This window comes from Bradyrhizobium yuanmingense (assembly GCF_025200905.1).
GTDB classification, from domain to species: Bacteria; Pseudomonadota; Alphaproteobacteria; order Rhizobiales; family Xanthobacteraceae; genus Bradyrhizobium; species Bradyrhizobium yuanmingense.
In genome coordinates, this window is sequence record NZ_CP104173.1 from 7,167,125 (window position 1) to 7,187,718 (window position 20,594).

At 64.5% G+C, this 20,594-nt stretch carries 15 protein-coding genes; 8 read left to right on the top strand and 7 right to left on the bottom strand.

From position 1 onward, the window contains the following. Window positions 1-10: 10 nt before the first annotated feature. Both urtB and urtA read right to left on the bottom strand, forming a co-directional pair. Window positions 11-937, bottom strand: a complete 927-nt coding sequence (gene urtB, locus N2605_RS33255; RefSeq protein ID WP_225141260.1) for an urea ABC transporter permease subunit UrtB — start codon at window positions 935-937, stop codon at window positions 11-13. Between the two features lie 143 nt (window positions 938-1,080). After that, complete coding sequence (gene urtA, locus N2605_RS33260) at window positions 1,081-2,340, bottom strand: urea ABC transporter substrate-binding protein (RefSeq protein WP_036002134.1); 1,260 nt, start codon at window positions 2,338-2,340, stop codon at window positions 1,081-1,083. A 169-nt stretch (window positions 2,341-2,509) separates the two neighbouring features. On the opposite strand from urtA, the gene N2605_RS33265 reads away from it, so the two are divergent. Further along, window positions 2,510-5,881 carry a hybrid sensor histidine kinase/response regulator gene (locus N2605_RS33265; protein WP_260345064.1) on the top strand — a complete coding sequence of 1,124 codons (3,372 nt, stop codon included), beginning with the start codon at window positions 2,510-2,512 and terminating at the stop codon, window positions 5,879-5,881. Then, entirely contained in the window at window positions 5,865-6,791 is a 927-nt protein-coding gene (locus N2605_RS33270) for a response regulator (protein WP_081494488.1), read from the top strand. Before N2605_RS33265 ends, N2605_RS33270 begins: the two co-directional genes overlap by 17 nt. A gap of 230 nt (window positions 6,792-7,021) precedes the next feature. On the opposite strand, the gene N2605_RS33275 is transcribed toward N2605_RS33270, so the two are convergent. Both N2605_RS33275 and N2605_RS33280 read right to left on the bottom strand, forming a co-directional pair. Then, a complete protein-coding gene (locus N2605_RS33275; protein ID WP_036002183.1) occupies window positions 7,022-8,524 on the bottom strand; it encodes a flavin-containing monooxygenase in 1,503 nt (500 codons plus the stop codon). Window positions 8,525-8,649: 125 nt separating this feature from the next. Next, window positions 8,650-9,408 carry a S1 family peptidase gene (locus tag N2605_RS33280; RefSeq protein WP_036023917.1) on the bottom strand — a complete coding sequence of 253 codons (759 nt, stop codon included), beginning with the start codon at window positions 9,406-9,408 and terminating at the stop codon, window positions 8,650-8,652. 104 nt (window positions 9,409-9,512) lie between these two features. Between N2605_RS33280 and N2605_RS33285 the strand changes: the two genes are divergently transcribed. Continuing rightward, window positions 9,513-10,148, top strand: coding sequence for an HAD-IA family hydrolase (locus N2605_RS33285; RefSeq protein WP_260345065.1), 636 nt, complete (start codon window positions 9,513-9,515; stop codon window positions 10,146-10,148). A gap of 120 nt (window positions 10,149-10,268) precedes the next feature. On the opposite strand, the gene mtnA is transcribed toward N2605_RS33285, so the two are convergent. The 3 genes from mtnA to N2605_RS33300 all read right to left on the bottom strand — a co-directional run bounded on the left by mtnA (window position 10,269) and on the right by N2605_RS33300 (window position 12,641). Further along, the gene (mtnA, locus tag N2605_RS33290) at window positions 10,269-11,375 is read right to left on the bottom strand and encodes an S-methyl-5-thioribose-1-phosphate isomerase (RefSeq protein WP_260345066.1); all 1,107 of its coding nucleotides are present in this window, start codon (window positions 11,373-11,375) and stop codon (window positions 10,269-10,271) included. Between the two features lie 30 nt (window positions 11,376-11,405). Beyond that, window positions 11,406-12,281, bottom strand: coding sequence for an S-methyl-5'-thioadenosine phosphorylase (locus N2605_RS33295; protein ID WP_057025947.1), 876 nt, complete (start codon window positions 12,279-12,281; stop codon window positions 11,406-11,408). 87 nt (window positions 12,282-12,368) lie between these two features. Next, window positions 12,369-12,641 carry a phosphopantetheine-binding protein gene (locus N2605_RS33300; protein ID WP_036002155.1) on the bottom strand — a complete coding sequence of 91 codons (273 nt, stop codon included), beginning with the start codon at window positions 12,639-12,641 and terminating at the stop codon, window positions 12,369-12,371. 360 nt (window positions 12,642-13,001) lie between these two features. Between N2605_RS33300 and N2605_RS33305 the strand changes: the two genes are divergently transcribed. The 5 genes from N2605_RS33305 to N2605_RS33325 all read left to right on the top strand — a co-directional run bounded on the left by N2605_RS33305 (window position 13,002) and on the right by N2605_RS33325 (window position 20,503). Then, window positions 13,002-14,219 (top strand): acyl-CoA dehydrogenase family protein, encoded by a 1,218-nt coding sequence (locus N2605_RS33305; RefSeq protein ID WP_057025945.1) that lies wholly within the window; start codon window positions 13,002-13,004, stop codon window positions 14,217-14,219. Window positions 14,220-14,275: 56 nt separating this feature from the next. Next, the gene (locus N2605_RS33310; protein WP_225148603.1) at window positions 14,276-15,256 is read left to right on the top strand and encodes an amino acid--[acyl-carrier-protein] ligase; all 981 of its coding nucleotides are present in this window, start codon (window positions 14,276-14,278) and stop codon (window positions 15,254-15,256) included. Window positions 15,257-15,351: 95 nt separating this feature from the next. Next, window positions 15,352-16,227 carry a GNAT family N-acetyltransferase gene (locus N2605_RS33315; RefSeq protein WP_225148604.1) on the top strand — a complete coding sequence of 292 codons (876 nt, stop codon included), beginning with the start codon at window positions 15,352-15,354 and terminating at the stop codon, window positions 16,225-16,227. Window positions 16,228-16,456: 229 nt separating this feature from the next. Next, a complete protein-coding gene (locus tag N2605_RS33320; RefSeq protein ID WP_260345067.1) occupies window positions 16,457-19,324 on the top strand; it encodes a PAS-domain containing protein in 2,868 nt (955 codons plus the stop codon). 201 nt (window positions 19,325-19,525) lie between these two features. Beyond that, window positions 19,526-20,503 (top strand): tripartite tricarboxylate transporter substrate binding protein, encoded by a 978-nt coding sequence (locus tag N2605_RS33325; protein ID WP_036023927.1) that lies wholly within the window; start codon window positions 19,526-19,528, stop codon window positions 20,501-20,503. The last annotated feature ends 91 nt before the right edge of the window (window positions 20,504-20,594 follow it).

Sequence of the window (20,594 nt, forward strand, 5' to 3'; positions counted from 1 at the left end):
CTGCTTCTCGTTATTTGCGGACCTTGAGGGCGAACAGACCCTGCGGCCGCAGCATCAGGATGCCGACGACGGCGAGCAGCGTGAGCACCTTGGCCATCGAGCCCGACATGAAGAACTCGAGCGTCGATTGCGTCTGCGAGATCGAGAAGGCCGAGGCGATGGTGCCGAGCAGGCTGGCGGCGCCGCCGAACACGACGACGAGGAAGGTGTCGACGATGTAGAGCTGCCCCGACGTCGGCCCGGTCGAGCCGATCATGGTGAAGGCGCTGCCGGCGACACCGGCGATGCCGCAGCCGAGGCCGAAGGTGTAGCGGTCGACCTTCTCGGTGTTGATGCCGACCGCGCCGGCCATGATGCGGTTCTGCACGACCGCGCGGACCTGACGGCCCCAGCGCGACATGTAGAGAACGTAGGCGACGGCAATGGTGATCAGCACGGTGAGGCACATCACGAAGACGCCGTTGATCGGCACCTCGATGCTGTCGGTGACGCGGAGCGAGCCCAGCATCCATTGCGGCAGCTCGACGCCAACCTCGCGCGCACCGAACACCGAGCGATAGGCCTGCTGCAGCATCAGGCTGAGGCCCCAGGTGGCGAGCAACGTGTCGAGCGGGCGCTTGTAGAGGTGCCGGATCAGCACCCATTCCACCAGCATCCCCAAGGCGCCGGAGGCGAAGAAGGCCAGGATCATCGCGAGGAAGAAGTAGCCGCTGAACAGGCTCGGCAAATTAGCCTGGAAGAGATTGGAGGTCATCCAGGTGACGTAGGCGCCGAGGATCATGAACTCGCCATGGGCCATGTTGATGACGCCCATCTGGCCGAAGATGATCGCAAGGCCGAGCGCCATCAGGACATAGACGGAGAACAGGATCAGTCCGGCAAATCCCTGCATGACGAAGATCGAGCCGAGGTCGCCAATCGAATAGTCGCCGAACATCCGTGTCCTCCGTCGGGAAAGGGTCCCGCGTCGCGAGCAGGTTCGCGACGCGGGGGCTTGAGGCATGGACTTGCGATCCACGCCAGGGAGCGGTTTTGCCTTGAGGGGGTGCGACGGGCGCCGCGACTTACCGGTAACGCTTCTTACTGGTAACCCTTCGGGAACGGATCCGGCTCGACGAGATCGGCGGTCTCGTAGATCAGCTCGAACTGGCCATCGAGCTTGGCGCGCCCCACCCGGGTCTTCGACCAGAGGTGATGGTTCTCATGGATGCGCACATAGCCCTCCGGCGCGCCCTTGAACTCGACGCCGGTCGAAGCCGTGGCGATCTTGTCGACGTCGAAAGAGCCGGCCTTTTCGACCGTCAGCTTCCACAGCCACGGGCCGAGATAGGCAGCCTGGGTGACGTCTCCGATCACGGTCTTCTCGCCCCACATCTTCTTGAACGCCGAGACGAAAGCCTTGTTGTTCGCATTGTCGAGCGACTGGAAGTACTTCATGCAGGCATAGGCGCCCGCGATGTTCTCGCCGCCGATACCGTCGATCTCGTCCTCGGTCACCGAGATCGTCAGCAGTGCCTGCTTGGAGAGATCGATGCCGGCCGCCTTGAGCTGCTTGTAGAAGGCGACGTTGGAGCCGCCGACGACGTCGGTGAAGATCACGTCCGGCTTGGTCAGCTTGATCTTGTTGATGACAGAGTTGAACTGCGTCGAGCCGAGCGCATAATATTCCTCGCCGACGACCTTGCCCTTGAGCACGTTTTCGACGTGCTTGCGCGCGATCTTGTTGGAGGTGCGCGGCCAGATGTAATCCGAGCCGATGAAGAAGAAGGACTTGGCGCCCTTCTCCTTGGCGATCCAGTTCAGGCCGGCGAGAATCTGCTGGGTCGCTTCCTGGCCGGTATAGATGACGTTCTTGGACTGCTCGAGGCCTTCGTAGAAGGTCGGGTAGTAGAGCATGCCGTTATATTGCTCGACGACCGGCAGCACCGCCTTGCGCGAGGCCGAGGTCCAGCAGCCCATGATCGCCGCGACCTTGTCGTTGACGAGGAGCTTCTTCGCCTTCTCGGCGAAGGTCGGCCAGTCCGATGCGCCGTCCTCCTGGATGAATTTGATCTTGCGGCCGAGCACGCCGCCGGCCGCGTTGATCTGCTCGATCGCAAGCTTTTCGGCCTGGATCGAGCCGGTCTCGGAGATCGCCATGGTGCCGGTCGCCGAATGCAGGATGCCGACCGTGACCTCGGTGTCGGTGACGGCCAGACCCGTGGTGTTGACCGCCGAGGTCGCCGGCGCCTGCGCAAATGACCCGCGCGGCAGCATGGTGATGGCCGGGACCGCGGCCATTCCCATCAATAATTTGCGCCGCAGCGGCGACAACAGGCCCTTGTTTGCTTCGTCTGACATGAGCACCCCACTTTTGTTCGAGAACACGCGATTGGTGCCCGTGAGGATGGCTCGAATTTATGCAGCCCACGCATACGCAAGATCGCGTATACTGCACCGCAAAATGCCGACGTAGGCTTCTGGTACGGAATTTGCGAGGGGTCCGGGTCCGTATCGGGAGTGGGGTTAAGTGGCAGGGCGGCAGCGAATAGACCGCGTCAGGCGCCAGTACAATCAATGGGTCGCCAACCAGACGCTGGAAGATTACGCCCTGCGCTTCACCGCCAAGAGCGCGCGGCGCTGGTCCGCCGCCCGCGTCGCCAACACGGCACTGGGCGCGATCTCGTTCCTGGCGATGGAGGCGATCGGCGGGACCATCACGCTGAATTATGGCGTCACCAACGCGACTGCCGCCATCGTCGTGGTTTCCATCATCATCTTCGGCTGCGGGGTGCCTATTGCGTATTATGCCGCCAAATGCGGCATCGACATCGACCTGCTGACGCGGGGGGCCGGCTTCGGTTACATCGGCTCGACCGTCACCTCGCTGATCTACGCCTCCTTCACCTTCATCTTCTTCGCGATCGAGGCCGTGATCCTCGCATCCGCGCTCGAGATGTGCTTCGGGATTCCGCGGCCGGTGGGCTATCTCATCAGCGCCGTCGTCATCATCCCGCTGGTGGCCTACGGCATCACGCTGATCAGCCGCTTCCAATTGTGGACGCAGCCGCTGTGGGTGATCCTTCACATCATTCCGTTTGCCGCGATCGCCTGGCACAACCCGCACTCGTTTGCGGAGTGGCACAAGTTCTCCGGCGAGCACGGCGACCTCAACGGGCATTTCGATCTCCTGCTGTTCGGCGTTGCGGCCTCGGTCGTGTTCTCGCTGGTGGCGCAGATCGGCGAGCAGGTCGACTTCCTGCGGTTCCTGCCGCGCGACCGCCGCGCCTCCAGGGCCTCCTGGTGGATGGCGCTGATGAGCGCGGGGCCGGGCTGGATCGTGCTGGGCGCGCTGAAGCTGCTGGCGGGCTCGTTCCTCGCCTTCTTCGCACTCAGCCACGGCGTGCCGCCCGAAGAAGCCGCCGAGCCGGCGCACATGTATCTCGAAGCATTCCGCTATGTGCTGTCGCAGCCCGACCTCGCTTTGGCCTTGACCGGCACTTTCGTGATCCTGTCGCAGGTCAAGATCAACGTCACCAACGCCTATGCCGGCTCGATCGCCTGGTCGAACTTCTTCTCGCGCCTGACCCACAGCCATCCCGGGCGCGTGGTGTGGCTGGTCTTCAACGTCGTCGTGGCCCTGCTGCTGATGGAGATCGGCGTCTACAAGGCCCTGGAGCAGACGCTGGCGCTCTATTCCAACGTCGCGATCGCCTGGGTCGGCGCGCTGGTCGCCGACCTCGTCATCAACAAGCCGCTCGGACTGCGGCCGCAGCAGATCGAGTTCAAGCGCGCGCATCTCTACGACGTCAATCCAGTCGGCGTGGGAGCGATGACGATCGCGACCATCGTCTCGATCAGCGCCTTCTACGGCCTGTTCGGGCCGACCGCGAAGGCGCTGTCGGCCTTCATCGCGCTCGCGGCGGCCTTCCTCACGGCGCCGTTGATCGCCTGGGCCACAGGCGGCAAATACTACATCGCGCGCAAGCCGAAGCGGAGCTGGCAGAACATCGAGGCGATCCAGTGCTGCATCTGCGAGCACTCGTTCGAGCCGGAGGACATGGCCTCCTGCCCCGCTTACGCCGGCCCGATCTGCTCGCTGTGCTGTTCGCTGGACGCGCGCTGCCACGATCTCTGCAAGCCGCATGCGAGATTCCAGGCGCAGGTGTCGGAGACGCTGGGCCGGCTGATGCCGCAGCCGATCTACGCCCGGATCAACTCGCAAGTCGGCCACTATATCGGCGTGTTCGTGGTCTCCGCCGGCCTGATCGCCCTGGTGCTGGGACTCATCTATCTACAGACGTCGGCGAACGTGCACGGCGACAACGAGCTCGTGTCCGACGTGCTGTGGAAAGTGTTCTTCTCCCTCAGCATCATCATCGGCGTGGTGGCGTGGCTGTTCGTGCTGGCGCAGCAGAGCCGCCGCGCCGCCGAGGCCGAGACGCGGCGGCAGACCGCGCTGCTGATCCAGGAGATCGACGCGCACAAGCGCACTGACGCCGAGCTCCAGCGTGCCAAGGAGGTCGCCGAATCCGCCAACCTCGCCAAGAGCCGTTATGTGGTCGGCCTGAGCCACGAGCTGCGCTCGCCGCTCAATGCGATCAGCGGCTATGCGCAACTGCTCGAGCAGGATACGACGCTCGGCGCCAAGCCCCGCGACCAGGTCCGCGTCGTCCGCCGCAGCGCCGACCATCTCTCCGGCCTGATCGACGGCATCCTGGACATCTCCAAGATCGAGGCGGGGCGGCTGTATCTGTCGCGCGACGAGGTGCGCTTGAGCGAGTTCCTCGACCAGCTCGTCGGCATGTTCCGCCTCCAGGCCGCCGCCAAGGGCATCGACTTCGTGTTCAGGCGGCCGCCGACGCTGCCGGGGGTGGTCTATGCCGACGAGAAGCGGCTGCGTCAGGTGCTGATCAACCTGCTCTCGAACGCCATCAAGTTCACCCAGTCCGGCAGCGTGCAGTTCGTGGTGCACTACCGCAGCCCGGTCGCCGAGTTCGAGGTGATCGACACCGGCCCGGGTATCCAGGGCGACGACCTCGAACGCATCTTCGCGCCATTCGAGCGGGGTGCGCTCGGCGCGTCGCAGCCGCAGACCGGCACCGGCCTCGGGCTCACCATCAGCCGCCTGCTCGCCGGCGTGATGGGCGGGGACATCAAGGTCACGAGCACGGTCGGCACCGGCTCGACCTTCAGGGTCAAGATCCTGCTCTCGGAGGTCGCCAATCCCCAGCGGATCGCGCCGGTGGAGGCGCCGGTCTCAGGGTATCACGGCCCGCGCAAGACCATCCTCGTCACCGACGACGATCCCGTGCATCGCGACCTCCTGCGCGAGGTGCTGACGCCGCTCGGCTTCATCCTGCTCAGCGCACCCGACGGCGCCGGCTGCCTCGCATTGGCGCAGCATTGCCGGCCCGATCTGTTCCTGCTCGACATCTCGATGCCTGCCATGGACGGCTGGGCGGTCGCCGAGGCCTTGCGCGCCAGCGGCCATCATCAGGCCCGCATCCTGATGGTGTCGGCAAGCGCGCTCGAGGCTCATGGCACGCCGCTGGCGCAGCCCTTCCATGACGGCTACCTGATGAAGCCGATCGACATCCCGCGGCTGCTGGCGACGATTCGCCAGCTTCTCAAGATCGAATGGCAATACGGCTCGCATGAGGTCGCGGTGCCGTTCTGGCATCCGGAGACCGGATCGAAGCCGCCGCTGCGGCACATCGAGGCGCTGATCGGGCTCGGCCAGATCGGCTACGTCAAGGGCATCCAGCTGAAGCTGGACGAGATCGGCAGCGAGCACCCCGAGCATGCCGACTTCGTCGCGCAGATGCGGTCGCTGGTCGATCGCTTCGATCTCGACCAGTACATGGACACATTGAAGACGTTGCATGCTTATGAGCATTGAATCGAAGAAGCGCGACGTCGCGCTCGTCGTCGACGATTCCCCGGAGACGCTCCGGCTGCTCACCGACGCGCTCGACGGCGCCGGCATGACGGTGATGGTGGCGCTCGACGGCGCCGCGGCGATGCGCATCATCGACCAGATCACGCCCGACATCATCCTGCTCGATGCCGTGATGCCCGGCATCGACGGCTTCGAGACCTGCCGCCGGCTCAAGCGCGATGCGGGTCTCGCCAATGTCCCAGTCATCTTCATGACGGGTCTGGCCGAAACCGAGCACATCGTGCGTGGATTGGAGGCCGGCGGCGTCGACTACGTGACCAAGCCGATCGTGATCGAGGAGATGCTCGCGCGCATCCGGGTCCATCTCGGCAATGCCCGGCTGACCCAGAGCGCGCGCGCCGCGCTCGACGTCTCCGGCCGTTTCCTGTTCGCGGTCAATCGCCAGGGCAGCGTGCTGTGGGCGACGCCGCAGGCGCAGAAGCTGCTATCCGATCATCACGGCGCGCAGACCGACGACTTCGTGCTGCCGCCGACGCTGCTGCAATGGCTCGAGCAGGCGAAGGCCAAGAGCGGCTCGAAATCCCAGGCCGCGTCGCTGCCCGATAGTCCGCAGCTCCGCTTCTATTACATGGGCGAGACCGCGCCGAACGAATTCCTGCTGCGGCTGTCCAAGGAAGCCGGCACCGCGCTGCCGCCCGAATTCACCAGCGAGCTCGGCCTCACCACGCGCGAAGGCGAGGTGCTGGCCTGGCTCAGCAAGGGCAAGACCAATCGCGACATCGCGCAAATTCTGGGCCTCAGCCCGCGCACCGTCGACAAGCACCTGGAGCAGATCTACGCCAAGCTCGGCGTCGAGAACCGGACCGCCGCGGCCGCGATCGCCGCGAATGCGACGCGGCGGAATTCTTGAGCGTGGTGTAGATGAGTTGAGGCGCTGCCAACCGAGCAAATGGTGTCGTCCCGGACAAGCGCAGCGAAGCGGAGCGCCGATCCAGGACCCATAACCCCAGGGAGTAGTTTGGCGAAGGCTCGGAGTGACCAGCTCGCTCTATAACCACCGCCTGGGAGTATGGGTCCCGGGCTCGCTTCGCGCCCCGGGACGACAGTGGCGATCGCTAACCTCGCCTTACATCGGCATCGTCAACTGTAGACGAACGCCTTGTCGTCCAGGTCCGTCTTCGGAATCTCGTCCTTCTCGGTCCAGTAATCCTGGCTGTGCTGCCATTCCGGCTTGTCGCCGCGCTTGGGCAGCAGGTTCATGTTGCGCATCATGTAGCCGGGGTTGAAGTTTTCCGGATCGATCCAGGGCAGGATCGGCATGTTGTGGTCTTCAGGTCGCAGCTTGACCTCGACCTTCTTTGCACCCTTCGCCTTCATGTGCCCGAGCAGCCGGCAAACGAAATCGGCGACGAGATCGACGCGCAGCGTCCAGCTGGCGCGGAAATAGCCGAACACCCAGACCATGTTCGGCACGCCCGTGAACATCATGCCGCGATAGGTGACGGTGTCGCCGAAGGCGAGCGGCTTGCCGTCGATCTCGAAGGCGATATCGCCGAGCGCGGCAAGATTGAAGCCGGTCGCAGTGACGACGACATCGGCCTCGAGTAGCTTGCCGGACTTGAGCTGGATGCCGTTCTCGACGAAGCATTCGATCTCGTCGGTGACGACGGAGGCCTTGCCGCTGGCGATGCCCTTGAACAAATCGGCATCCGGCACGAAGGCGATGCGCTGCCGCCACGGCCGGTATTTTGGCGTGAAATGGGTCTCGACGTCGTAGTCGGGACCGAGCACGGCGCTGATCTGGCCGATCAGCTCCTTCTTCACCTGCTCGGGCTTGGACACGCAGAGCTTGGTGAACGCATCCTGCTCGAACAGGATCTTGCGCCGCACGATCTCGTGGATCCAGGCTTCATCGACCTGCAACCGGCGCAGCTCTTCCGCGATCTCGATGGCGTTGCGGCCGAGGCGGAAATAGGTCGGCGAGCGCTGCAGCATGGTGACATGGGCGCACTTGTCGGTGATGTTCGGCACCAGTGTTGCCGCGGTTGCGCCCGAGCCGATCACGACGACCTTCTTGTTCGTGAGGTCGATATCGTCGGGCCAGGTCTGGGGATGGACGATGCGGCCCTTGAAACGGTCCATGCCCTTCCATTCCGGCGTGTAGCCTTCGGAATGCCGATAATAGCCCTGGCACATCCAGAGGAAGTTCGCCGTGAAGGTCCTGGGCTCGCCGGTGTCGGTCGTCACGGCGTCGATGGTCCAGAGATTCTGCTCGCTCGACCAGCTCGCGGAATTGATCTTGTGCTTGTAGCGAATGTGCCGCGCGATATCGTTGTCGTCGATCACCTCCTTCATATAGGAGAGGATCTCTTCGGCGGTCGCAATCGGCGGGCCGACCCAAGGCTTGAAGCTGTAGCCGAAAGTGTGGAGATCGCTGTCGGAGCGAATACCGGGATAGCGATGTGTGCTCCAGGTGCCGCCGAATGTTTCCTGCGTCTCCAGGATGACGTAGCTCGTGCCCGGCAGCTGCTTCTGGATGTGATAGGCGCTACCGATGCCGGATATGCCGGCGCCGACGATCAGCACGTCGAAATGTTCAGAAGCCTGTTTGGCCGTGGCGTGACTGCGAACAGCGACATTCATTGTTGCTTCTATGCCTTGCTTGTCTTTGTGGCCGTCCTTGATTGGACGGCGCGTTTCCTCCGCGACGGGCATGATCACCCGCCGCGCCTCCGCTTCAAAATGACATAGATCAAGTCGCGGTCAAATCACAGTGCCGCACCCCAGCTCCGCGCGGTCTGCAAGATCCAGTCGCGATAGAGCGTCAGCGGCGTCACGCCGGTCAAGCCGCCGCAACCGGCGGCGCCGTTCGGTCCTGTCGACCAGCTGATGAGGCCGACGAGCACGGGACCGTTCGACCTGTCCTCGAACACGGGGCCGCCGGAATCGCCGGTGCAGGCGCCAATTCCGCCGCGAACACCGTTGGTTACGGGATCGACCAGACGGATCTGCAGCGTGCCGGGCTGTCCGGTCGCAACGAGGCCGGCGACGCGCGTGGTGCCGCCGCTCTTGCCATCACCGAGAACCGTGACGCCGATGCCGGCGACGACGAAGCGACTGCCGACCTGAATTGGAATCGTGGGCATGCCGACCGTCACCGTGGATTTTCCCTTCAGTGGAATTTCCAACTGCAGCAGCGCCACGTCGGCGGTGGCGCGATGCGCCTGCATCGCCTGCATGTTGAAGTTCGGATGGATCGCGACGGTGCGCACGTTCAGCAATTGCGGCTGGCCGTCGCCGCCGCGATCGACCACCTTGTAATCCGCGCCGGGCTGCACGCAATGGGCGACCGTCAACACCAGCCTCGGGGCGATCAGGCTGCCGGTGCAGAAATTGCCGCGCGATCCGACGATGGTGACGACGGCGCGGGCGACGCCATCGGCTTGCGGCGTGCCGCCGCCGACGATGGCGTGAGCGGGCGCAGCGAGCAGCAGCGTAGCTGCGATGAGGGTGGCGAGCTTCTTCATGGGAACACGCATCGGCATCGATGAAGGCGGGCGATTGCTTCGGACTGGCTCTTGCCGATAGCGCATGCTAGCCCTCTTGGAAAGCAATTGACGAGGGCAGGACATTGGCGATCGAGGCGGTGATCTTTGATTTTGGCGGCGTGCTGACGAGCTCGCCCTTCGAGGCGTTCACGCGGTTCGAGACCGAGCGCGGCCTGCCCGCCGATATCATCCGGCGCACCAACGCCGCCAATCATCTGGAAAACGCCTGGGCCAAATTCGAGCGGGCCGAGGTCGACATCGAGACGTTCGACGCATTGTTCGCCGCCGAATCGCTCGCGCTCGGTGCGGAGGTGCGCGGCCGAGACGTGCTGCCGCTGCTGCAGGGCGATCTGCGCCCGGAGATGGTCGAGGCCCTGAAGCGCATCAAGGCGCAATTCAAGACCGGCTGCATCACCAACAATCTGCCGGCCAACGCGATCGGCAGCATGACGGGGCGTTCTCTCTACATCGCCGAAGTCATGGTGCTGTTCGATCACGTCATCGAATCCGCCAAGATCGGTCTGCGCAAGCCGGATCCACGCATCTACCAGATGATGGTCGAGACGCTGAAGGTCGATCCGAACAATTGCGTTTATCTCGACGATCTCGGCGTCAACCTGAAGCCGGCGCGTCAGATGGGCATGACCACGATCAAGGTGACGAGCGAGGCGCAGGCGATCGCGGAGCTGGAGACGGCGACGGGGCTGAAGCTGGGGTAGTTCGACATACGCCGTCATTGCGAGCGCAGCGAAGCAATCCAGAGTCTTTCCGCGGAGGGAGTCTGGATTGCTTCGCTGCGCTCGCAATGACGGTTGTGGCGAGATATCGCCCAACCAAATCTACTTCGCCGCCGTAGAGATCCGCTCCGGAAACGCCGCCGCCAGCGCGGCGCGATCCGGCTTCAGCACGCCGCGCTCGGTGATGAGACCGGTGACGAGCCGCGCCGGCGTCACGTCGAAGGCGTAGTTCGCGACCGGCGAGTTTTCGGGCACGATGCGTACCGTCTCCAGCCGGCCGTCGGCGGTGCGGCCGGTCATGTCGGTGACCTCCACGCCGCTGCGCTGCTCGATCGGGATGTCGCGGATGCCGTCATGGACGGCGAAATCGATCGTCGGCGACGGCAGCGCGACGTAGAACGGCACGCCATTGTCATGCGCGGCAAGCGCCTTCAGGTAAGTGCCGATCTTGTTGCAGACGTCGCCATTGGCGGCGACGCGGTCGGTGCCGACGATGGCGAGATCGACCATGCCGTGCTGCATCAGGTGCCCGCCGGTATTGTCCGGGATCACCGTGTGCGGCACGCCGTGATGGCCGAGCTCCCAGGCCGTGAGCGAGGCGCCCTGGTTGCGCGGACGCGTCTCGTCGACCCAGACATGGACCTTGATGCCGCGCTCATGCGCAAGATAGATCGGCGCCGTCGCCGTGCCCCAGTCGACGGTGGCGAGCCAGCCGGCGTTGCAATGGGTCAGCACGTTGACCACTTCGCCCGGCTTCTTCGCCGCGGTCGCCTCGATCAGCTTCAGGCCGTTGTCGGCAATGCCGCGGTTGATCTCGACGTCCTGCTCGGCGATCTCGTCGGCGCGTGCATAGGCTGCTTCCGCCCGTTCCGCCGGATCGATCGGCGCGAGCGCCGCGCGCATCTCGTCCAGCGCCCACTTCAGGTTGATCGCGGTCGGCCGCGCCACGACCAGCGTGTCATAGGCGCGTTGCAGCCCGGCGTCGGAAGCGTCCTCGCGCATCGCGAGCGCCATGCCGTAGGCGGCCGTGGCGCCGATCAGCGGCGCGCCGCGCACCAGCATGTCCCTGATTGCAACGGCCGCATCTTCACACGAGGTCAGCCGCGCAATGACGAATTCATGCGGCAGCCGGCGCTGATCGATCGCGCCGACCAACCAGCCGTCGCGCTCGCGCCAGATGCTGCGGAAATGCTTGCCGTCGACCTTCATGGCATTCTGCCTTTTCGTTTGTCTTGCGTCTCACGCTCGCAGGATGCGCCCGGCCACCGCATCGAGCTTCTTCAGGAGCTCGGGATCGCGCGCCTCGGGCGCCGTGATCAGCGCGGTGTCGAGCGCACGGTCCGAACCGATCGGGCACGGCTCGTGCTCACGCGGAAAATCCTTGGCCAACCGCGCCACCAGCGCCTTCGCCTTGTCGGCGTTCGAATTCAGCACGCGGATGATGTCCTGCACAGTGACCGCATCGTGGTCGGGATGCCAGCAGTCGAAATCCGTCACCATTGCGACGGTGGCGTAACAGATCTCCGCCTCACGGGCGAGCTTGGCTTCGGGCATATTGGTCATGCCGATCACCGAGTAGCCCAGCGTCTTGTAGGTCATGCTTTCGGCGTAAGTGGAGAATTGCGGCCCTTCCATGCAGACATAAGTGCCGCCGCGCGCGATCGCGATGCCTTCGGCTTCCGCGGCGGCCGCCAGATGGATGCGCAGCCGTGGCGAGACCGGGTGCGCCATCGACACATGCGCGACGCAGCCGCGGCCGAAGAACGAACTCTCGCGCTTATGGGTGCGGTCGACGAACTGGTCGACGAGAACGAAGGTGCCCGGCGGCAGTTCCTCCCTGAAGGAACCGCAGGCCGAGAGCGAGATCAAATCGGTGACGCCGGCGCGCTTCAGCACGTCGATGTTGGCGCGATAATTGATGTCGGAGGGGGACAGCCGGTGCCCCTTGTCATGCCGGGGCAGGAACACGATCGGCAGGCCGGCGATGGAGCCACGCCTTAAAGGAGCCGACGGCTCGCCCCAGGGGCTCTCGATCACCTCTTCGCGCGCACCCTCTAAGCCGGGCAGGTCATAGATGCCCGAGCCGCCGATGATGCCCAATACCGCCTGCGTCATGCCTGCTCCACCCTGTCCGCCAAATGTGACATGGTTAAGCTATGCCAGTTTTGCGGCGGATTTGGAACGGGGGGAGATGCGCCCCTGTTAAGCCGCGGTCGCCGGCTGGAGCTGCATCGCGACCATCCGCTCCAGCGTCTCGACGGACTGGAAATTCTCCGGCGTGATCTCGGACTGCGGAATGGTGAAGTCGAATTCGGCCTCGACGCCGAGCATGAGATTGACCATGTCCATCGAGGTCAGGCCGATATCGACGAGCTTGGCCGAAGGCGTAACGTTCGCGGTGAGCGAATTCTGTTCGAGGATGCCCTTCACCAGCTTGATGATGCGATTGCGCAAAACGGTATCAAAGGCCTGCATCGGCAAATTCCCATCTGTCTATCGGAGGCGGACCGGACTGCCGGCTACGATGGGTGCGGGCTGCCGGTCCTGCAATGGGCGGCACCAATACTTCGCGATTCTTAGTAAACGATGACTCAGATTGTCGGAAATCCAGCCCTTCTTCCAGAGTCCTAACGCGATGCCGGAGAATCCGGTGATGCGAACAACCGGGCCTTAACTGTTCGTTCGGAATTGGGTTTTGTTTACCCTCTATTTCATCGACGAATTTGAATTAAATCCGTAGCCTCGTCTCACAAGCAAAGATGGCTGGAGGATCGCCTCAAGCGGCATCGCGAATGATGCCGGCGATCTCGAACGGCAAACCGGAGGCGGACGAGCATGAACGTGCGTGAAGCAGTCCTCACTGTCGACGAAATGCAGGCGAGCTTTCTCGAGCAGGGTCCCTCCCTGATCGAGCGCGCCGCCCGGACCGCCGCAGCGGCCGCGGCCGACGCCGACGAGGTCGATCGCGACGCCCGCTTCCCGCACCGGGCTTTCGACGTCGCACGCGAGCAGAAGCTGCTCGGCGTGATGATTCCGGTCGAGTTCGGCGGCTTCGGCGCCTCGATCCATGACGTCACCGACATCTGCTACACGCTCGGACGCGCCTGCGCGTCCACGGCGATGATCTACGCGATGCACCAGACCAAGGTCGCCTGCGTCATCAGGCACGGCCATGGCATCCCCTGGATGGAGACCATGATGCGCCGGGTCGCCCGCGACCAGTGGCTGCTCGCCTCCTCCACCACCGAAGGCCAGAACGGCGGCAACATCCGCGCCAGCGCGGCTGCGGTCGACCATGCCGGCGATACCGTCTCGCTGGTGCGCGACGCCACCGTGATCTCCTACGGCGCCGAAGCCGATGGCCTCGTCACCATCGCCCGCCGCGCCACCGAAGCCGCCGCCTCCGACCAGGTGCTGCTGGCGCTCGCCAAGGACGATTATTCGCTGAAGCGGACGCTGGGCTGGGAAACGCTCGGCATGCGCGGCACCTGCTCGACCGGGTTCGAGCTGAAGGTCGACTGCCCCGCCGACCGCATCTTCCCGGAATCCTATGACAAGATCCACGCCCAGACCATGACGCCGTTCGCGCATCTGTGCTGGTCGTCGGCCTGGGCCGGCATCGCCGCTGCGGCGGTGACGCGCGCGCAGGCCTTCATCCGCAAGGCGGCCCGCTCGTCCGGCGGACAGATGCCCCCGGCCGCGGCGCACTTCACCGCCGCCAAGATGTCGCTGGCCAAGCTGCGCGCGCTGATATCAGCCAATATCGACGCTTTCGCCCGCGTCGAGCATGACGAGCGTGCTCTGAGCTCGCTCGACTTCCAGTCCTCGATCACGCTCTTGAAGGTGCAGGCCTCCGAGCTCGCGGTCGAGACCGTGATGCACGCGATGCGCACCGCGGGACTTGCCGGCTATCGCAACGACGGCGAGTTCACCATGGGCCGTCACCTCCGCGACGTGCTGTCGTCGCCGATCATGATCAACAACGACCGGATCCTGGCCAATGCCGCGACATCGACATTGATGAGCGGGGTGCCGGCGAGCCTTCGCGACTGACGTACCTCCGCGGCCGATTCAACAAGAACAATTTTGAGATAGCAGGACATCGAACCATGAATATTGCCGTCCTCCCCGACTCGCCCACCACCGCCCCGCAAATGATCGATCCGCTCGATCATCTCGCCGACAAGCTGTTCCACCGCATGGGCGCCGACGGCGTCTATGCCCGCACCGCGCTCTACGAGGGCATCGTCGAGAAGCTCGCCGCGCTGATCACCGGTTATCGCGAGGCCGGCACCGAGGTGATGCGCTTCCCGCCGGTGATGAGCCGCTCCCAGCTGGAGAAGTCCGGCTATCTCAAGAGCTTTCCGAACCTGCTCGGCTGCGTCTGCGGCCTGCACGGCACCGAACGCGAGATCAACGCCGCAGTGAGCCGCTTCGATGCCGGCGGCGACTGGACGACTTCGCTGTCGCCGGCCGATCTCGTGCTGTCGCCGGCCGCCTGCTATCCGGTCTATCCGATCGCGGCGAGCCGCGGCCAATTGCCGAAGGGCGGGCTGCGCTTCGACGTTGCCGCGGATTGCTTCCGCCGCGAGCCGTCGAAGCATCTTGACCGGCTGCAATCGTTCCGCATGCGCGAATATGTCTGCATCGGCAGCCCCGACAACGTCGCCGATTTCCGCGAGCGCTGGATGGTGCGCGCGCAGAAGATCGCGACCGACCTCGGCCTCAGCTTCCGCGTCGACTATGCCAGCGATCCGTTCTTCGGCCGGGTCGGCCAAATGAAGGCGGTGAGCCAGAAGCAGCAGCAGCTCAAGTTCGAGCTGCTCATCCCGCTGCGCTCGGAAGAGCAGCCGACGGCGTGCATGAGCTTCAACTATCACCGCGAGCATTTCGGTACGACCTGGGGAATCCAGGACGCCGACGGCGAGCCGGCGCACACCGGCTGCGTTGCCTTCGGCATGGACCGCCTGGCCGTCGCCATGTTCCACACCCACGGCACCGATCTTTCCGCCTGGCCCGCCAAGGTGCGGGACGTCCTGAGCCTGCAGCCGCCTGTCGCGGCCGAGGCCCATGGCGAAGGCTGGCGCTAGAGCATGATCCGGAAAAGTGCGGAGCGGTTTTCCGAGAAGATCATGCTGAAACGATAGACCTCACGAGGCCGACCATTTCCACGGGCAAGACGAGCGTGATCCATACCAAGGTCCGATGCCGCGAGATCACCGAGTCCGACGTCGATAGGATCGCGGACTTGCTGACGCGCGGCTTCGTCGGCCGTTCACGCGACTACTGGATCCAGGGTCTGCGCCGGCAGGCCTTCCGGGCCGCGCCGGAGGGCTATCCGCGCTTCGGCTACATGCTCGACGACGACGGCAGGCCGGTCGGCGTGCTGCTCTTGATCTACACCTCACGCAAGGAGGGCGAAGAGACCGCCATCCGGTGCAATTTGTCGAGCTGGTATGTCGACCCGGCCTACCGCAACTACGCGCCGCTGCTGACCAAGATCGCCCAGCGGCACAAGCACGTCACTTATTTCAACATCAGCCCGGCGCAGTGGACCTGGCCAATCATCGAGACGCAGGGCTTTCGCGCCTATTGCCGCGGCATATTCTTCTCGGTCCCTGCGCTAGCGCGCGTCCCGCGCTGGAACGAGATCGAGGTCATTCCGCCGCACGCCAAGGAGATCAAGGGGCTTTCCGAGGCGGAGACCGAGCTTTTGACGCGACATGCGCGTTACAATTGCCTCAGTCTGGTGTGCCGCACGCCGAAGGGAACCTTCCCCTTCATCCTGCAACCGGTGCGCATCCGCCGCGGTTTCATCGCACCGCCCGCCATGAAGCTGATCTATTGCCGGAGCACCGCAGAATTTGCCGAATGCGCCGGCCGCATCGGACGGCTGCTGCTGCGGCTCGGCAAGATCGCGGTGGCCGTCGATGCCAACGGTCCGGTTCCCGGTCTCGTCGGCATTTACACCGAGCGGCGCGGCCGGAAATACTTCAGGGGCCCGCACCAGCCACAGCTCGGCGACCTCACCGACACGGAGCTCGTGCTGTACGGGCCGTAGAGCAACGCCCGGCGCTGTAAATCTGTACGAGCGGAGCGGGAATATCGCCGCGCTCGTCCGGAGCTACGGCCTATTGCCTTAGCAGCGGGCCGTTTACGCGTGCGCTCACCATCGCCGGTCATCCTCCGTAAACTACAGCGCTTAAGGGAATTTTCCGGCCTGTTCGCTAGCCTCGGCGGCTGAATTAGGTTGCATTAAGTCTATTGCTGGCCGAGGCCCCGCCGACCCCATGATGTCGACCCGCGACAGCGAGCTTGGTACAGGCCGTGAGCAGGGCCCAGGCGCCCTCGTCGCGCTGAGCCAGCTTGCGCTCGACCACATGGAACAGGGCGTCTGCGTCTACGATGCCGACAACCGGATCGTGCTGACGAACCAGCGCTATCTCAGACTGTTCGACATGTCGGCCGAAATCGTGCGGATCGGCACCAGCTATCGCGAGGTGCTCGCGCACAGCGCAAGCCGCGGCAACTTTCCGCAAGACCAGCTCGACGCGTTGTATTCGAGGCGGATGGCGCAGATCGCCGCGGGCAAGCCGTTCCGCACCGAGCAAATGCTGGCGAGCGGCCTCGTTATGTCGCTCGAGCTGAAGCCGCTCCCCGGCGGCGGCTGGATGACGATCTGCGATGACGTCACCCGCCTCGCCCGGCTCGAAGCGGAACTGCTCGTGCAGACCGAGCGCAGCCAGCACGCGCTCGCCAACATGTCGCACGGACTGATCATGTACGACGTCGACAGCCGTGTCGTCGTCTGCAACGAACGGTTCCTGAAGCTCTACAACCTCGACCCCGAGATCGTGAAGCCGGGCGTCGCGCATTCCACGGTGATCGAGCACTGGATGTCGCGCGGCAACCTGCCGGGCATGTCGGGCGACGAATTCTACCAGAGCCGGCTGGAGGACGTGCGCAGCAGGAAGCCGAAGACGCTGCTGGTGATGCGCTACGACGGACGGATGGTGCAGGCGGTCTCCCGCTTCCTGCCCGACGGCGGCTGGGTGACGGTGCACGAGGACGTCACGGAGCGGCTGCAATACGAGGAAACGCTGCGGCAGCAGAATTTCATCCTCGATGCGGCGCTGGAGAACATGGCCCACGGGCTCGCCTTCTTCGACAGCGACATGCGGCTTCGGGTCTGCAACTCCACCTACCTCAAGATCTACCTGTTGTCGCCGGAGGAGACCCGCCCCGGCACACACCTCGCCGAGCTGATCGAGCGATCCATGGCGAACGGCGCGTTCTCCCCGGAATACAGCCCGCAGCAGATCCTCAAAGCCGCCCGCGCGCGGATCGCAAGCCGTGATTCCTCGCCGATGCGCCGGCGCATGTCGAACGACACGGTGATCTCGGTGCGCTATTGCGCGCTGGCCGAAGGCGGCTTCGTCGCCACCTATGAGGACATTACCGAGCGCGAGCGTGCGATCGAGGAGCTGAGCGAGCAGTACCGCCGGTTCGACGCTGCCCTGAACAACATGAGCCAGGGCCTGTGCATGCTCGACGCCAGCCTGCGCGTGATCGTCTGCAACCGCCGCTATATCGAGATGTATGGATTGTCGCCGGAGACCGTGAAGCCAGGCGTCTCGATGCGCGACATCATGGAGCACGCCTGCGAGCTCGGCATCCATCCGAACATGACCGGCGCCAAGCTCTATGCCGACTACGTCGAGAGGCTGCGCGAGGGCGAGCACACGCTGCACCGCCATTTGAACGACGGCCGCATCATCAAGCTCAACCACAAGCGGATGGAGCATGGCGGCTGGGTCGTGACCTATGAGGACGTCACCGAGCGCCACAAGGCCCAGGCCCGGGTGGCGCACATGGCGCGGCACGATTCACTCACCGACCTGCCCAACCGCACGCTGTTCCGCGAGAAGATGGGCGAGGGGCTGAACCAGGTCGCGATCGCCGGCGGCGCCATGGCCGTGCTGTGCTTCGACCTCGACAACTTCAAGACCGTCAACGACCGCCTCGGCCACGCCGCCGGCGACCGCCTGCTGCGCTGGGTCGCGGCGCGCCTCAAGGAGAATGTCGGCGAGCACGACACCGTCGCGCGGCTTGGCGGCGACGAGTTCGCCGTGCTCCAGCGCGGGCCGCAGCCGCAATCGGCCGAGGCGCTCGCCCGCCGCCTGGTCGAGATCATCGGTCATCCGCCGCCGCTGGAAAGCCAGTCGATCCATGTCGGCGTCTCCGTCGGCATCGCGATCGCGCCCGACCACGGACTCGATGCCGATGAGCTGATGAAATGCGCCGACCTCGCGCTCTACCAGGCCAAGGCCAAGGGGCGCGGAGCCTATCAGTTGTTCGAGCCCGAGATGGAGGAACAGGCGCGCAGCCGGCACGCGCTGGAGCAGGACCTGGTCGGCGCGCTGGAAGGGCGTGAATTCCACCTGGTGTTTCAACCGCAGATGCGGCTCGATTCCTCCGAGCTCACCGGCTTCGAGGCATTGCTGCGCTGGAAGCATCCCTCGCGCGGCTTCGTCTCTCCGGCCGAGTTCATCCCGATTGCGGAGGAGAACGGGCTGATCGTTCCGATCGGCGAATGGGTGCTGCGCACGGCCTGCGCCACCGCCGCGTCCTGGCCCGGCGTCACCGTCGCGGTGAACCTGTCTCCGGTGCAATTCCGCTCCCGCGGCCTGGTGGCGATGGTCACGAGCGCGCTTGCGGAAGCCGGCCTGCCGCCGCAGCGGCTCGAGCTCGAGGTCACCGAGACGGCGCTGCTCGACGACAGCAAGGCGACCATCGACATCCTGCACCAGCTCCGCGCGCTCGGGGTGCGCGTCAGCCTCGACGATTTCGGGGTCGGCTATTCCTCCCTGAGCTATCTGCGCAAGTTTCCATTCGACCGCATCAAGATCGACCGCTCCTTTGTCGGCACGCTCGGCGAAAGCCCGGAGAGCGTTGCCATCGTCAGAACGATCGCGAGCCTCGGCTCCGTGCTCGGCGTCGAGACCACGGCGGAGGGCGTGGAAACCGAGGAACAGCTCGACTTCGTCCGCGAATGCGGCTGCACCGCGGTCCAAGGCTATTATTTCGGCAAGCCGTGTCTCGCCTCAGAAGTCGGTCGCACCATCGAGAAGCTGAACACGGTCCGGCGGGTGGCCTGACCGCTTCGGCCGCTCAAATTCCGCCTCTCGGCACGCGGCCAAACGACGAATTGTCGCAGAGGTCGGCTCTGTCGGCGTTAGCTGACCGACGGCCGCACAGCGATGCGCGCAACACGCTTTTCTTCTCCGTCAAATTCAGGAACAATCGCCTCGCAACGAGAGACGGCGCCCCCAGAGAGGCCGCCGCGAGGGAGGCTTTCGATGTCGGGATACGGGCTGAAGACGATTGCATTTGCCGCGGTGCACGCCGTCATGGGCTTATTGCTCTCCACGGCGGTCAATGCGCAGGACTATCCAACGAAGCCGATCACGTTGATCGTGCCTTGGCCGGCCGGCGGATCGACTGATCTCTCGATGCGCGCGATCGCCGACAGCGCCTCGAAGGTACTGGGCCAGCCGATCGTGATCGACAACAAGGCCGGCGGCAGCGGCACGGTCGGGCCGGCGACGATGGCCGCGGCGGCGAAGCCGGACGGCTATACCATCTCACAGATCCCGATCACCGTGTTTCGCCTGCCCTTGATGCAGGAGGTGTCGTGGGATCCGGCAAAGGATTTCACCTATATCGTCCATCTCACCGGCTACACTTTCGGCGTGACCACGAGCGCGGAATCGCAGTTCAAGAGCTGGAAGGACGTGGTGGAGTTCGCAAAGGCGAATCCGGGCAAGGTAACCTACGCCACGCCCGGCGCCGGCACCTCGCTGCATATCGGCATGGAGCAGATCGCCGCGATGTCCGGCATCAAGTTGACGCAGGTCCCTTTCAAGGGCGGCGCGGAGACTAACGCCGCCGTGCTGGGACAGCACACTATGCTGCAGGCTGATTCCACGGGATGGCGGCCGCTGGTCGACGCCGGCAAGCTGCGGCTCCTGATGGTGTGGACCGGCGCACGCTCGCCGAACTATCCCGACGTGCCGACGCTGAAGGAGCTCGGCTATCCCATGGTCTATGATTCCCCGTTCGGCATTGCAGGACCGAAAGGGATGGATCCCAAGATCGTCGCCAAGCTGCACGACGCATTCAAGAAGGCGGTCGAGGATCCTGCGGTGGTCGCCACGCTGGCCAAATACGACATGGTGCCGAACTACAAGAACACGGAGGATTACAAGAAATTCATCGTCGAGGTCACGGAGTCCGAGCGCAAGGTGATCGAGACGCTCGGGCTCGCGAAGAAGTAAGACCGCGCTGCTTGTGTCCCGGACGCGCTGCAGCGTGCAACGCTGCTGCGCAGTGCCGGGACCCATCTTCTTCGCCCACACGCATGGGCCC

Excerpts from the sequence above, each read along its gene's own strand:
- urtB (WP_225141260.1), bottom strand. The coding sequence starts at position 937 with ATGTTCGGCGACTATTCGATTGGCGACCTCGGCTCGATCTTCGTCATG.
- urtA (WP_036002134.1), bottom strand. The coding sequence starts at position 2,340 with ATGTCAGACGAAGCAAACAAGGGCCTGTTGTCGCCGCTGCGGCGCAAA.
- N2605_RS33270 (WP_081494488.1), top strand. The coding sequence starts at position 5,865 with ATGCTTATGAGCATTGAATCGAAGAAGCGCGACGTCGCGCTCGTCGTC.
- N2605_RS33275 (WP_036002183.1), bottom strand. The coding sequence starts at position 8,524 with ATGAATGTCGCTGTTCGCAGTCACGCCACGGCCAAACAGGCTTCTGAA.
- N2605_RS33280 (WP_036023917.1), bottom strand. The coding sequence starts at position 9,408 with ATGAAGAAGCTCGCCACCCTCATCGCAGCTACGCTGCTGCTCGCTGCG.
- mtnA (WP_260345066.1), bottom strand. The coding sequence starts at position 11,375 with ATGAAGGTCGACGGCAAGCATTTCCGCAGCATCTGGCGCGAGCGCGAC.
- N2605_RS33295 (WP_057025947.1), bottom strand. The coding sequence starts at position 12,281 with ATGACGCAGGCGGTATTGGGCATCATCGGCGGCTCGGGCATCTATGAC.
- N2605_RS33300 (WP_036002155.1), bottom strand. The coding sequence starts at position 12,641 with ATGCAGGCCTTTGATACCGTTTTGCGCAATCGCATCATCAAGCTGGTG.
- N2605_RS33305 (WP_057025945.1), top strand. The coding sequence starts at position 13,002 with ATGAACGTGCGTGAAGCAGTCCTCACTGTCGACGAAATGCAGGCGAGC.
- N2605_RS33310 (WP_225148603.1), top strand. The coding sequence starts at position 14,276 with ATGAATATTGCCGTCCTCCCCGACTCGCCCACCACCGCCCCGCAAATG.
- N2605_RS33320 (WP_260345067.1), top strand. The coding sequence starts at position 16,457 with ATGATGTCGACCCGCGACAGCGAGCTTGGTACAGGCCGTGAGCAGGGC.
- N2605_RS33325 (WP_036023927.1), top strand. The coding sequence starts at position 19,526 with ATGTCGGGATACGGGCTGAAGACGATTGCATTTGCCGCGGTGCACGCC.